The organism is Pseudoalteromonas citrea, assembly GCF_000238375.3.
Taxonomy (GTDB): Bacteria; Pseudomonadota; Gammaproteobacteria; order Enterobacterales; family Alteromonadaceae; genus Pseudoalteromonas; species Pseudoalteromonas citrea.
In genome coordinates this window covers 29,088-43,152 of the sequence record NZ_AHBZ03000017.1, presented here as the reverse complement: position 1 = coordinate 43,152, position 14,065 = coordinate 29,088, and the positions used below count along the sequence as shown (strand labels likewise).

The window sequence follows — 14,065 nt, the reverse complement described above, 5'->3', positions numbered from 1 at the left end:
GCGTTATTTCTTATAAGAATAATCTGTGCGACAAATGCAAATTGATTAAATTAAAGCGACCTTCACTTTACGTTAACGTAAAGGGTTATTCAACAGATAGTAGGTGAATAACCCTTAATTTGCATAATCAAGAGTGGAAAGTTTTCAATACGGGCCTATAAACTTAATAATATCAATATATTAAATGAATTTATCACTGACTTCCATTGGAATAACGGTGAGTAATGCACGTTGACCAAGTGCCACATTTGCGTTTGGAAAGATAATTGCCTCACCATCAACTTCTGCCAAATATTCCACTTCGCCATCAGTGGCCAATAGTTCTCCTTCGTTAAACCCCGTGAAGTTTACAGCGCTTTCAGGGAATGGAAACGTAAATTGCTCTTGCGTGCGATTGATGGTGCGGTGAACTTGAAAAAGCTCAAAGTCATTAGCATTAAATTGCTTATATTCTACACTTTCCTGACTAATTAATGCTGACAGTGTTGATTTGGTTTTAGCAAATCGACTCATATCGTTCTCGCCAAATGGCTTAACTTGACCTAGTTCAACTGTGAACGCGTCTGCACCGAATACAAACGATGAAAAATAGCTGAATGTTGTCGCTGCGGCGCGCATTGTTAGCACCGTGTTTACCCCACACGATAATAAAAACTGTAATTGCTGCTTTTTCCAAGGTTTACCATGTAAATATGGGTATACAGCAAATTTTTCATTTTTAGAACCACGAATAGCGGTATGTAGATCATAGTGGCAACGGTAGCGACCTTCTTCAACGTCGCTAAAGAATGCTGTAACGTACTGTTCTAACTTTTCAGCTCTTACACGTTCAGGGTTTTGAATATCACCTTTAGCATGTTCACCGTTAAATAATCGATTTAAATTTTCTTCGACAAAGCGCTTAGCGATATTAATAGACTTAGGGTTACCATAAATAAACAGGACCCTTTGTTTAAGCACCAAGTGCCCTTTAATAATGGATTGGATCAGTTGATCGCATATTTCAATAGGGGCAGTTTCATTGCCGTGTACAGCGCTAGAAAGTACGATATCTTTAGATGTTTTACCCTGTGGTGTAAATTGAATGACACCAGTATCTAGTACCTCTACGAATGTGCCATTATCTAGCGTGAATTCACTGGCTGGCAGGTCAAATTCATTTTCACGTGTTAGGGTTAAAAAGTCCCCAGTGTTTTTTAAGTTTTCAAGGTACATACAACCACCTATAATAAAATGTGAGAGTAAATACCCTTAATTAACCCGACTACTATCACGTCTGTCAGCTTATTTAAGGATACAAAAAAGCCATGCAATAGCATGGCTTTTTAAAAATAGCGTGTTAGCTGATCACAGAATCAACCAAGCTTTTTGCTTCTTGCTCAAGTTGAGCTAAATGTGTTTCACCTTTGAATGATTCTAGGTAAATTTTATAAATATCTTCCGTGCCTGAAGGACGAGCCGCAAACCAACCAAATTCAGTTACAACTTTTAAACCACCGATGGCCGCTTTATTGCCTGGTGCATCGGTTAAGACTTGAGTGATTTTATCCCCTGCAAGCGTGTCAGCGGTCACATCAGCGGCGCTAAGCGCTTTGAGCTTGTCTTTTTGCGCCGTATTAGCTGGTGCATCGATTCTTTTGTAGATAGGCGCACCGAACTGTGCTTCCAACTCTTTATAACGTTGTGACGGTGTTTTACCAGTCACAGCAAGAATTTCAGCAGCAAGTAATCCAAGGATAAAACCATCTTTGTCGGTGTTCCATACGTCGCCATTTAATCGTAAAAAAGATGCGCCAGCGCTTTCTTCACCACCAAATGCCAACCATTGTTTGTTTAGACCTTTTACAAACCATTTAAAACCAACAGGTACTTCATATACCTCGCGGTTATTTGCATTCACAACCTTATCAATCATGCCAGATGAAACCAGTGTCTTGCCGATTTTTACATCACTTGGCCATGCTCGGTGATTTAACAAATAATCAATGGCGACAGCAAGAAAATGATTTGGGTTCATTAGTCCGTCTTTGGTGACGATACCATGACGGTCATAATCAGGATCGTTCCCAATACCAATATCAAAGTCATCTTTAATTGCAATTAAATTTGCCATTGCGTAAGGAGATGAACAATCCATGCGGATCTTACCATCTTTGTCTAATGGCATAAAACCAAACGTGGGGTCTACCACGTCGTTGACAACGGTCAGATTCAAGTCATATTTTTTTGCAATGATAGGCCAAAAATTAATACCTGAGCCCCCTAGCGGGTCTACACCAATAGTTACGCCAGCTTCAGCTATCGCTTTCAAATTAATGATATTTTCTAGATCATCAATATAAGGCGTCATTAGATCTTCATATTTAATAAAGCCAGAGCGCTTTGCTTTTGCGTAAGGGAATAATTCTACCTCAACCAAATCTTCGATTAGTAACTGGTTTGCTCTGTCTTCAATCCACTTGGTCACATCAGTATCGGCTGGTCCACCATTTGGAGGGTTGTATTTAAACCCACCGTCTTGAGGCGGGTTATGTGAGGGCGTTACCACAATGCCGTCTGAAAGTTCATTTGGGTGCGACTTATTATAAGTGACAATCGCATGGCTTATGACTGGTGTGGGTGTGTAATCATCATTTTCTTGCGTGATCACTTGAACTTCGTTGGCAACTAACACCTCTATGGCTGAATTAAATGCAGCCTCAGATAAAGCGTGCGTATCTTTACCTAAAAATAACGGGCCAAAAATGTTATTTTCTTTACGGTAATCGCAAATAGCTTGCGTGATAGCTAATATATGTGACTCGTTAAACTTGACATTATATGAACACCCTCGGTGCCCTGATGTACCAAATGCAACGCATTGTTCAGGGTTTTGCTCTAGGTCGGGTTCGTTCAAATAGTAAGCAGACATCAATTTAGGGATGTTTACTAACTCTGATTGCGCAGCTTTTTTACCTGCACCAGGGTGAATTGCCATTAAGATTTCCTTATAGGTAGTCTCGGATCGTTTCAGCTTGTGCTTCATTATAACCAAGGCCAAGTGCAACCTCATGAAGCATCATTTTCTTTCGAGTTGTATTTGAGTTGGTCATCACCCAATATTCACTGTCTAGAATATTTTTAGGGTTCATACTACTACCACTTTCAAGTAACGCTTCTTTGCTAGTCGCAAAGTAAATACGGTCACGGCCTTTTATATCAAGCACGGTTTTAAATGCGGTCTTATGCGTACGATGTAAGGCTGATAAAATAAATAAAAACCGGCCTACTACGCCTTTTTGCATAGCAAGCTCTTCTTTGTTTAGTATATTGAATACGTTAGCTGAAGTTTTTGACACATTTGTGACAACCTCTTCAGCCGTTAGGACAGGCTCTACTTGTTCTGCCTTTGAGTCCGTTGCAGAGTTCGTTTGAACGCTGCTGTCAGGAGTCAAATTTAATAAACGACGTAAAATTTGCGAAGCACTTTCACCAATACTTTGTGTGTTGCTGGCAATATATTGATAAAGCTCGTCATCTATTTCTATTTTTTTCATGCTTTTCCTGTCATTACTGATATTGATGCATCTAAAAAGATTATATCCTGATTTAACAGATTACTCTACGGCTTTGCATTTATGTATTTGGCTGGCACAATTGTACCCTGTTATGAGGAATACATATGTTATTAAATTACAAGCAAACTGGAACCGGTCCAGATCTAATTTTAATGCACGGCTTATTTGGGTCTCTTGAAAACCTAAATGTTATCGCGAAAGCATTGTCTGAACATTTTACGGTCTACAATGTAGACTTGCGTAACCATGGTCAATCCTTTCATAGTAGCGACATGAATTACTTACATATGGGTAACGATATTAAAGCGTTAATTGATCACTTGAATATTGATAAAGCTCATGTAGTTGGCCACTCTATGGGCGGCAAAGTTGCTATGCAATTTGCGTCTATGTTTGAGGAATGTGTCAATAAACTCGTCGTATTAGACATTGCGCCTGTCGTTTATCCGCCCCGCCATGATGAAATTATCGCTGGATTAAATAAAGTTAGTGAACAAGCAAACGTCTTAAATAGAGCACACGCGGATACAATACTAAGTGATCATATTGAAATGCCTGGAGTACGTCAGTTTTTATTAAAAAGTTTAGCAAAAACAACGACTGGAGAGTTGGCTTGGCGGTTTAACTTACCTGGTATTGCAGACAATTATGCACATATTGTGGCAAATATTGACAATAACCAACCATGCTTATGCGATACGCTATTCATAAAAGGTAATAATTCTGACTATATACTGCCTGAACATAGAGAAGCGATTGTCACAGCATTTCCTAAGTCGTCTGCGAAGGTGATACATGGAGCAGGTCATTGGCTACATGCAGAAAAACCAGCTGCTGTAAATAAATCAATTCTTGATTTTCTTCAATAAATGTTCTGTTTTTGCTGTACCGGCCTTAATTTATGTTTATTGAGTATGTTATAGTAGCCGCCGTTTAAGTTTTCAGTTGGGTGCATATGGTCAGCCAGTATATTAATGAATTTGAAACCCTAGGACTGTATTTCGCATTAGCGGGTATCTTCTTTTTTATCGGAATGGCGATTCAAGACGTTTTAAAAAAAGGTAATGTACCCAAGTTTGGTCGATATACTGTTTGGCTAGTCTTATTTCTTGGCTGTTCGGGTTTCATAGCTAAAGGCCTTATCCAAGTGTTTTGGCAAGGTGCAGGTGTTGGATAAAAATGGCCAAATCTGAAACAGATAGGACGACGATTGATTTATTTGAAAATGAAAAGCGCCCGGGTCGACCAAAAACAAACCCACTCCCAAGAGAGGTTCAGTTAAAGGTTAACAAGCGCAATCAGATAAAAAGAGATCGCGCCAGAGGGTTAAAACGTGTTGAATTTAAGGTTTCTTCAGAGCTTTATCAAGCTTTGAGCGATATGGCCGATGAACAAAACATCAGTCGCAGTGCTCTGATAGAAACTATCTTGCAAGAGAAATTAGCGAATAACAGATAGAAGGTAAGTATTTAATGGCAAGCGTAGGTATATTTTTCGGCAGTGACACTGGTAACACAGAACATGTTGCTAAAATGATTCAAAAAGAGTTGGGTAAACAACTCATTGACGTCAAAGACATTGCAAAAAGTAGTAAAGAAGAAATTGCTGAATTCGATTTAATCTTATTTGGTATCCCTACTTGGTATTACGGTGAAGCTCAGTGCGACTGGGATGACTTCTTCCCTGAGTTAGAGGAAGTAGACTTCGAAGGAAAATTAATCGCAATCTTCGGTTGTGGTGATCAGGAAGACTACGCAGAGTACTTCCTTGATGCAATGGGCATGGTAAATGACATTGTAACTGAACGTGGTGCAATCGTTGTTGGACATTGGCCAACCGAAGGCTATCAATTTGAAGCATCTAAAGCGATGGCTGATGATACTCACTTTGTTGGTTTAGGTATAGACGAAGACCGTCAACCAGAATTAACTGAAGAGCGCGTTAAGGCTTGGTCTAAGCAAGTATACGATGAAATGTGTCTTGCAGAATTAGAAGACTAATTGCAAGACTACTTTGCACTTAGTGCATTAGCGCGTTATTCTTAGGTCGTAACAGCGTCGTGTTATTGCTTAAGACAAAAATATAATTAATTGAGACAGAGTGAATGACTGATCACAACTTAGAGTTAAAAAAAGCAGGTTTAAAAGTAACGTTACCAAGAATTAAAATTCTTGAAATATTACAATCACCTGATAACCAACACATCAGCGCAGAAGATGTGTATAAAATTTTACTCGATAAAGGTGAAGAAATCGGCCTAGCGACTGTATACCGCGTACTGAACCAATTTGATGATGCTGGCATTGTTACACGCCACCATTTTGAAGGCGGAAAATCAGTATTCGAACTGTCAGGTAGTACACACCATGATCACCTAGTGTGTTTGAAGTGTGGGAAAGTTGTTGAGTTTGAAGACGACATGATTGAAACTCGCCAAGAGCAAATAGCGACTGAAAATGGGATCCGCCTAACAAATCATTCACTTTACTTGTATGGCGAATGTGAAGATACAGAAGCATGTAAAAAATATGCTGATGAAAATGGCAACTAACCATTAGAGTTCGTTTATAGAGCCGGCCCTTTGGCCGGTTTTTTTATACATAGCTGTGGCTTGCTTGGTTAAAGGCCCTTTGCTTGCATTTTACTGGCTATTTATCCAGCAGTAGGTACAATTAGACTCCAGCTGTCAAGGAGTCACTCAATGTACAAATTTTTTGAACGTTTCACTAACCCATTTCCTGATACCGATATAATCCCCCCGCCTAATTCACTCTTTTCGTTTTGTCGATTTTATACCCGAGGAATGGAATGGCCTTTAATAGCAATGTCTATAAGTGCGGCTATATTAGCAATATTAGAAGTCGCGTTATTTGGATTCATGGGTGACTTAGTAGATTGGTTATCGACCTATACGCCAGAAGCACTCTTGGCGCATAAAAAATCAGAGCTCATTTATATGGGAATTGTAACCCTAGTTGCATTGCCATTGATAACCGTATTCCATTCTGCGCTTATTCATCAAAGTTTACTAGGTAACTATCCGATGTCGATCCGCTGGCAAGCCCACCGCTATTTACTAAAACAAAGCATGGAGTTTTACCAAGATGAGTTTGCTGGGCGAATATCAACGAAAGTCATGCAAACATCACTTGCCGTCAGAGAAACGGTAATGAAGTTGCTCGATGTTCTAGTTTATATTCTAGTGTACTTTGGCGCCATGCTGACTTTAGTAGCCAGTTCAGATGTTAGGCTTATGATCCCCCTAGTTATCTGGCTATCATTATATATCGCTATTCAACTCTATTTTGTACCAAAACTTAAAGGCATTGCAACCACGCAAGCAAATGCACGTTCAGAAATGACTGGGCGAATTGTTGATAGCTACACAAATATCTCGACCGTTAAGCTTTTTTCTCATACTCAACGTGAAGAACAGTACGCAAAAGAGAGCATGGAAGTTTTCATCGACCCGGTATACAAACAAATGCGTTTGGTTACCGGTTTAAACGTTAGCATTCAAGCTATTAATTATTTACTCATATTCACTATTGCAGCTATTTCCATATATCTATGGTCTTTCAGTGCAATAACCGCGGGGGCAATTGCGATTACGCTTGGGTTAGCACTTAGATTGAATGGTATGGCACAATGGATTATGTGGGAAATTAGCGGTTTATTTGAGAACATAGGCACCGTTACGGATGGGATCTCTAGCCTTTCTAAACCGTTGGATGTAACAGACAAAGATCAAGCTAGCCCACTCAACTTAACCCATGGTCAAATTTCATTCAACAATATCAAGTTCGCCTATAAACGACACGACAAAGATAATGAGACATATGTCATTGATGGCTTAAACTTGCACATTAAGCCGGGTGAAAAAATTGGGGTGGTTGGCCGTTCAGGCGCTGGAAAGTCAACTTTAGTTAACCTGCTCTTGCGATTCTATGACTTATCCGACGGTGATATACTCATTGATAAGCAAAAAATTTCAGATGTGCAACAAGAGAGCCTGAGACAACATATCGCAATGGTTACCCAAGATACCTCTTTGTTGCATCGCAGTGTCGCTGATAACATTTTATATGGGCGGCCAGAGGCAACGCGCGAACAACTCGTAGCTGCAACCAAAAAAGCACAAGCCTATGACTTTATACAATCACTAGAAGACAGCCATGGCAATATTGGCTTTGATGCCCAAGTAGGTGAACGTGGCATTAAACTGTCTGGTGGTCAGCGGCAACGTATCGCCATTGCAAGAGTATTACTAAAAAATGCGCCGATACTTATTCTTGACGAAGCAACCTCCGCATTAGATTCGGAAGTAGAAGCTGCCATCCAAGGCAGTCTAAACGATCTTATGGGAGATAAAACCGTTATCGCGATAGCCCACCGCTTAAGTACCATTGCGCAAATGGATAGGTTGATTGTGATGGATGGCGGAAAGATCATTGAGGAAGGTTCTCACGACGAACTTCTTAAGATGAACGGTGTTTACGCTAAGCTATGGGCGCATCAAACAGGTGGTTTTATCGGCCTTGAGTAACCCCGTTACAAAATATATTACACACCTGCTCCACTAACTCATTAAGCGCTGCTTCGTCCAGCGGCGCTTTCCAGCTGATTGCTTGGTCCCAATAACTGAGCTTTTTTAATGCCCCCCAAAAGAAACCGGCTGCAAATTCAGGGCTGATCGACCCTAAACAATCAGTATTTGAAGCATCTTTAAACCATTGTAACATTGCCTTTTCGCAATCAATAAATCGCTGATTTAAACTGTCTGCTTGCTTTTTAGAGCGCATAGACTCAATGATCACAATTCTCGACAGCGTTAAATAATCCTCATCGTTTAATAGCTCTAAAGCGCTCATAGCCAAATGCTTAAGTTGCGTATCAAATTGATAATGCGGAATAAACTGAATTGCGGTTAGCGGGGTGATCCGTTCAATAAGCTGAGCCACAACGGTATCAAAAAGTGCATCTTTTGTTGGGAAGTGTTTATACTGTGTTCGTTTAGAAACGTTGGCTGCTTTACTGATCCCTTCCATGGTCGTTGCTGACAGGCCAAACTGCGCAAATTGAGCAATAGCTGCTTGCAGTATATCTTGCTGTTTTACTGAAAAGTCTGGCATAGATGGCTTATATCTAATATATCAATACAGTATTTTAATCAAAACTAATGGAAATAAAAAGTACACGGCACCGTTTACCCAAAATAAAAAAACGTATACACTTGCGTATACTTGCGCAAAAGTCGACCTTCTCCCTTTACTTTATCGGCTATAGGGTATGAAATGAACAGTGCGAGGTAGTCTATTCGAGTTGTCAATCACCCTGACCCACTATATTGGCAACTCACGATAACACTAATGTCTATAAATTAATTAAATGGCATAAAAATAGGATTTGGAGTGTTTATGTATCCCCCAGTTAGCAGTCGTGTAAAACGTTTTTCAATAGCGTTTGCTTCTCTTGTGCTTATCAGTGCTTGTCAAGAAGCCCCTCAAACTCAAGCCGCCAGCACGATGCCCCCTGCACAAGTAAGCGTGCAAGAAGTGTCAAGAAGTTCGGTACCAATTACCATTAAGCTGCCCGCAACCCTTGCTGGCAATAAAGAAGTTGAGATCAGAGCCCGTGTATCGGGTATTGTTGAATCTCGCAATTTTGAAGAAGGGCAAAAAGTCAGTGCTGGTCAGTCATTATTTACCTTAGACTTAGTTCCTTTCACGCTAGAAGTCGAAAAAGCCCAAGCTGAGTTAAACGCCGCACAAGCAACAGTTAAGCAAGCAAAACAAGAACGAGACCGTTTACGTAAACTAAAGAATGAGCGCTCTGTATCGAAAAGGGATTTTGATAATGCTGTCTCAAACTACGATATTGCCGTTGCCAATCTAGCATCATCAAAGGTCGCACTCAACGAAGTGAAGCTAGATCTTGAATATGCACAAGTTAAAGCTCCCGTAAGTGGGATCATTGGCCGTGAACTTGTATCTGAAGGCAGTTATGTCTCTGGCCCAGAGTTACTTCTCACAGAGTTAACGGAAACCGATACGATGCGAGTTCGGTTTGGGTTTTCAGAACGTGAACAACTACAAATGCGCCAAGATGTCGAAAACGGTGGCCTTACACTGCCGCTAAATAACGAGTTTTCTACGAAGTTGATTTTGCAAGACGGGTCTATTCACCCAAGCAGCGGCAAAGTTAATTTTAGTGATGTACGTGTTAATCGTTATACGGGTACAAGCGAGCTACAAGCCAGAGTTGATAACCCTAATGGGCAATTACGCCCAGGTCAGTTTGTTCGGGTTCAATTGAGCGGAGCCACAAGAAATAATGCCATATTGTTGCCACAACGTGCTGTATTGGATAATGGCACTGGTAAATTTGTGTATGTGGCAACAGAAAATGAACAAGGCATGATGGTTGCTCTACCCGCTCCTGTACAAGTAGGAGAATGGGTGACCGTTGACGGAAATAACTTATGGGTGATCAGAAGTGGTTTAACCGATGGTCAACCTGTGATCACTGAAGGAATTGCACGTATATTTTTCCCGGGAATGCCTATTTCAATTGTAAGCGAAGGAGAGTAACGCCATGTTCTCTCGTTACTTTATAGATAGACCTATATTTGCTTTTGTTATTTCAATTGTAATTGTTCTTGCGGGCCTTGCGGCAATGCGTAGCCTGCCCGTTGCTCAATACCCCGAGATAGCCCCTCCTGTAGTTCAAGTTACAGCCGCATACCCAGGTGCGTCAGCTGAAGTATTAGAACAAACAGTCGCCGCGCCTATTGAAAATGCCATTACGGGTGTTGAAGGTATGATGTATATGAGCTCAACAAGTACCAGCTCAGGTGCAACCACGATTGCAGTGACGTTTGAAATAGGCACAGATGTTGATCAGGCCGCAGTAGACGTTAATAACCGGGTAAAACAAGTCGAAGCAAGGCTACCTGAAGAAACTCGCCGACAAGGTGTACAAGTGACGAAAGGGTCGTCTAGTTTCTTGCAAGTACACGCCTTTTACTCTCCAGACGATACACGAACCAGCCTGTGGACGTCGAATTATGTCACCATGAATATACTGGATCGTATCAAACGTATTCCTGGTACCACCAGTGTTCAAATATTCGGCGCTAAAGACTATGCAATGCGCGTATGGTTAAGGCCAGATATCATGAGTCAACTGGCTGTCACAGTAGAAGAAGTGGCCGCAGCGATTCGTGAACAAAACTCGCAGTATGCGGCTGGTAAAATTGGTGCCACCCCCACCTCTCATAATGCCCAAGAGCTCGTGTACAGTGTCACAGCACAAGGGCGACTATCAACGCCCGAAGAGTTTGACAATATCATTATTCGAGCTAACCCTGATGGGTCAAATTTACGGCTTAAAGACGTTGCTAGAGTTGAATTAGGCTCAAAAGATTATGACTTTGCCGGAACGTTCAATGGTAAAGAAGCAGTATTACTCGGGATCTTCTTACAACCAGGCGCCAATGCATTAGAGGTTGCAGCACAAGTAAACAGCACCATTGATGAACTAAAAGCTCAATTTCCCATTGGTTTAGCACACGTTACGTCATATGACACAACTCGGTTTGTCGAAGTGTCAATTCGAGAAGTGATCATTACCTTGGCCGAAGCCATGGTATTGGTATTTTTAGTTGTTTATCTGTTTTTACAAAACTGGCGCGCTACACTTATTCCAACCTTAGCAGTACCTGTATCGTTACTTGGCACATTTGCAGGTATGTATATGCTAGGTTATTCGATCAATACCTTGACGTTATTTGGTATGGTGCTTTCTATAGGCATAGTCGTAGACGATGCCATCGTCGTTCTCGAAAACGTTGAACGAATAATGCACGAGCAAAAAGTGTCTGCACGGGACGCAGCAATACAAGCCATGAAGGAAGTTAGCGGCCCAGTCATTGCCATTGTGTTAGTACTGTGCTCAGTGTTCGTACCTATTGCATTTTTGGGCGGGTTAACCGGAGAGTTGTTTAGACAGTTTGCTATTACTATTTCTATCGCGGTCAGTCTATCCGGCGTGGTTGCATTAACTATGACCCCTGCGTTGTGTGTACTTATATTAAAGCAAGAGCATAAACAAACGGCATCGTTTTTCTTGTGGTTTAATGCTTGGTTTACCCGTGTTACGGGTAAATACGTCGGGGCAGTCAGCTTTATGATCCGACGGGGTCTTCTTGGCTTAGTCTTAGTGACGGCAATGATAACTGCAACCGGCGTTTTATGGAAAAACACACCAGGATCTTTGGTACCAGATGAAGATCAAGGCTACTACGTTTCTGCTATTTTCTTACCTGACGGTGCCTCCTTAGAGCGCACAGCGGAAGTCGTAGATGAAGTACTCGCAGCGGTAAAATCTAACCCTGCAAACGAAAACGTTGTGGCGTTTACAGGTTTTGATTTCATAGGTGGTGGTTACAAAAACAGTGCCGCAACGCTTTTTGTTACGCAAAAGCATTGGGATGAGAGAGAAATTGATACGAAGTCGCTCGTAGGCGAACTCTACATGAAGACTGCCCATATCAATGAAGCACTGGTACTTGCTTTTAATCCCCCGCCTATTTTTGGCCTTGGCAATACTGGCGGCTTTGAAGTTTATTTACAAAATAAAGGTGCCGGCGGTCATGAAAAGCTAAAAGAAGGCATGCAATTAGTGATGGCTGAGGCGCAAAAGAGCCCAGTTTTAGCCAGTCTTCAAACCTTATGGCGCCCTAATGCCCCGCAACTTAAAGTCCACATGGACCGTGAACAAGCCCGCGCTATGGGTGTGAATATAAACAGTGCATTTACCGCGTTGGGAGCTAATTTAGGTACGTATTATGTCAACGACTTTAATAAGTTTGGTCGAGCATGGCAAGTGCTATTGTCTGCTGAAGCTGAGTTTAGAATGACCCCAGAAGACGTCGGTCGTATTTATGTAAAGAATAACCAAGGTGATATGGTGCCTATATCAGCATTCACAAAAGTTGAGTACAGCCGAGGTCCTGAGAACCTAGAGCGATATAACAATCTATCTGCGGTTAAGCTATTAGGCGAAGCGGCACCTGGTTACAGCTCTGGTCAAGCAATCGCTGAAATGGAGCGTATTGCAAAAAGTGTTTTACCCCCTGACATGACGTACGACTGGACTGGCTCTGCGTATCAAGAAAAGCAAAGTTCAGGCACTACAGGGTTAGCGCTAGGGCTTGCTGTGATCATGGTATTTTTGATACTGGCTGCGCTTTACGAGCGTTGGTCTTTACCCCTATCAGTACTTCTTGCACTCCCCTTTGGAACGTTTGGCGCGCTTATTTCTGTTTGGATAGCAGGGCTTACCAACGATGTTTATTTTCAAATTGGACTTGTCACGCTACTAGGTCTTGCTAGTAAAAACGCGATACTGATTGTTGAATATGCCTTGATGAAATATCAGCAAGGCTGGAGTGCCAGTGCTGCAGCACTTGAAGCTGCGAGGCTGCGCTTTAGGCCCATTATTATGACTTCACTTGCGTTTATTTTGGGGGTTGTGCCGCTCGTATTAAGTTCTGGTGCCGGCGCTGGCGCAAGACATAGCGTAGGTACTGGCGTTATGGGCGGAATGATAGCCGCAACTTTCTTAGCCATCTTCTTTGTCCCGCTATTTTTCTTTTGGTTAACAAATCGAAAATTAACGGAGAAAAGAAATAAACAAGAATTAGCAGATGAAATTGCTGCCCAGCACAAAAAAGAGCATGTCGAAACACAGGAAGGGCTCGTATAACTGTGAGGTAAAATATCAAACGCCAACTGCAAAGTTGGCGTTTTTCGTTATAAGCCGTTAAGATTAAATAAAAAGTAAGTAATAGAACTATATATGAGCGGTAGCCTAAAAAGTACTTTCGATGAATATTTCCAAGTAGACGATAGTAACCAAGTCAATTTATTTGTCGTCCAGAGCACCCAAGTACCACAATCTCAAGCGGAGCTCGAAAGTAATATCCCTGCTTTATTTAAACTCGCTAACGAGATAAATGAGCTCGACAGTAATGCCCTCAGGCCTTTAAGAAACTTAGGAGATGTCGCAACTGAGCTGGCTTCGTTTTTGCAAGCGCAAACTCGGAAAATCGACCTTATAATGAGTCATATTCTCGCCACAGAGCAACCTGATGAAGACAATGTATACTGCGACAGCTATGGCGGAGGTGGCTTAAAAGTCACTTTGCCTGAAAAAATGGCGATTGGTACACACCTGCGAACAAAGCTGTTTTTAAATCATGAGGCCAGTGCTATTTATTGTTACACACAAGTCATTGCCTCTGAGCGTATTGAAGCTGACAAAATACAACACACCCTTGCCTTTATTCAAATTCGAGATGCAGATCAAGAGCTGGTTGTTAGAGCCAGCTTACATGCTCAAACTCGGCAATTAAAAAAACGCCAGTTATCACAGAATAAAGCACAAAGTAGCTGACAGCATTACTAGGAATGATAAACTAGCCGCTTAGAAATTTATTTGTGTAA

13 protein-coding genes are annotated in these 14,065 nt (G+C 41.5%); 9 read left to right on the top strand and 4 right to left on the bottom strand.

What is annotated here, in order from left to right; genetic code table 11:
• Positions 1-180 precede the first annotated feature (180 nt).
• The 3 genes from astE to seqA all read right to left on the bottom strand — a co-directional run bounded on the left by astE (position 181) and on the right by seqA (position 3,536).
• Positions 181-1,215 (bottom strand): succinylglutamate desuccinylase, encoded by a 1,035-nt coding sequence (astE, locus tag PCIT_RS11250; protein ID WP_010363437.1) that lies wholly within the window; start codon positions 1,213-1,215, stop codon positions 181-183.
• A gap of 124 nt (positions 1,216-1,339) precedes the next feature.
• Positions 1,340-2,977: a phosphoglucomutase (alpha-D-glucose-1,6-bisphosphate-dependent) gene (gene pgm / locus PCIT_RS11245; RefSeq protein ID WP_010363439.1), complete on the bottom strand. Its 1,638-nt coding sequence runs from the start codon at positions 2,975-2,977 to the stop codon at positions 1,340-1,342.
• A 10-nt stretch (positions 2,978-2,987) separates the two neighbouring features.
• Positions 2,988-3,536, bottom strand: a complete 549-nt coding sequence (gene seqA / locus PCIT_RS11240) for a replication initiation negative regulator SeqA (protein ID WP_010363440.1) — start codon at positions 3,534-3,536, stop codon at positions 2,988-2,990.
• Positions 3,537-3,661: 125 nt separating this feature from the next.
• Here seqA and PCIT_RS11235 point away from each other — a divergent pair, with 125 nt between their 5' ends.
• The 6 genes from PCIT_RS11235 to PCIT_RS11210 all read left to right on the top strand — a co-directional run bounded on the left by PCIT_RS11235 (position 3,662) and on the right by PCIT_RS11210 (position 8,103).
• Positions 3,662-4,426, top strand: coding sequence for an alpha/beta fold hydrolase (locus tag PCIT_RS11235; protein ID WP_010363443.1), 765 nt, complete (start codon positions 3,662-3,664; stop codon positions 4,424-4,426).
• Positions 4,427-4,512: 86 nt separating this feature from the next.
• The gene (locus tag PCIT_RS11230; RefSeq protein ID WP_010363444.1) at positions 4,513-4,734 is read left to right on the top strand and encodes a DUF2788 domain-containing protein; all 222 of its coding nucleotides are present in this window, start codon (positions 4,513-4,515) and stop codon (positions 4,732-4,734) included.
• 2 nt (positions 4,735-4,736) lie between these two features.
• Positions 4,737-5,015: a LexA regulated protein gene (gene ybfE / locus PCIT_RS11225; RefSeq protein WP_010363446.1), complete on the top strand. Its 279-nt coding sequence runs from the start codon at positions 4,737-4,739 to the stop codon at positions 5,013-5,015.
• Between the two features lie 14 nt (positions 5,016-5,029).
• Positions 5,030-5,557, top strand: coding sequence for a flavodoxin FldA (fldA, locus tag PCIT_RS11220; RefSeq protein ID WP_010363447.1), 528 nt, complete (start codon positions 5,030-5,032; stop codon positions 5,555-5,557).
• Between the two features lie 104 nt (positions 5,558-5,661).
• Positions 5,662-6,108 carry a ferric iron uptake transcriptional regulator gene (gene fur / locus PCIT_RS11215; protein ID WP_010363449.1) on the top strand — a complete coding sequence of 149 codons (447 nt, stop codon included), beginning with the start codon at positions 5,662-5,664 and terminating at the stop codon, positions 6,106-6,108.
• A 150-nt stretch (positions 6,109-6,258) separates the two neighbouring features.
• Complete coding sequence (locus PCIT_RS11210; RefSeq protein WP_010363451.1) at positions 6,259-8,103, top strand: ABC transporter ATP-binding protein; 1,845 nt, start codon at positions 6,259-6,261, stop codon at positions 8,101-8,103.
• Here the strand turns inward: PCIT_RS11210 and PCIT_RS11205 are convergent.
• A complete protein-coding gene (locus PCIT_RS11205; RefSeq protein WP_010363453.1) occupies positions 8,087-8,689 on the bottom strand; it encodes a TetR/AcrR family transcriptional regulator in 603 nt (200 codons plus the stop codon). The genes PCIT_RS11210 and PCIT_RS11205 overlap by 17 nt on opposite strands.
• Before the next feature lie 285 nt (positions 8,690-8,974).
• On the opposite strand from PCIT_RS11205, the gene PCIT_RS11200 reads away from it, so the two are divergent.
• From PCIT_RS11200 to PCIT_RS11190, 3 genes are all read left to right on the top strand, one after another.
• Positions 8,975-10,147 carry an efflux RND transporter periplasmic adaptor subunit gene (locus PCIT_RS11200; RefSeq protein ID WP_010363455.1) on the top strand — a complete coding sequence of 391 codons (1,173 nt, stop codon included), beginning with the start codon at positions 8,975-8,977 and terminating at the stop codon, positions 10,145-10,147.
• A 4-nt stretch (positions 10,148-10,151) separates the two neighbouring features.
• Positions 10,152-13,325 carry an efflux RND transporter permease subunit gene (locus PCIT_RS11195; protein ID WP_010363457.1) on the top strand — a complete coding sequence of 1,058 codons (3,174 nt, stop codon included), beginning with the start codon at positions 10,152-10,154 and terminating at the stop codon, positions 13,323-13,325.
• A gap of 93 nt (positions 13,326-13,418) precedes the next feature.
• Positions 13,419-14,015, top strand: a complete 597-nt coding sequence (locus PCIT_RS11190) for a PilZ domain-containing protein (protein ID WP_010363458.1) — start codon at positions 13,419-13,421, stop codon at positions 14,013-14,015.
• Positions 14,016-14,065 lie beyond the last annotated feature (50 nt).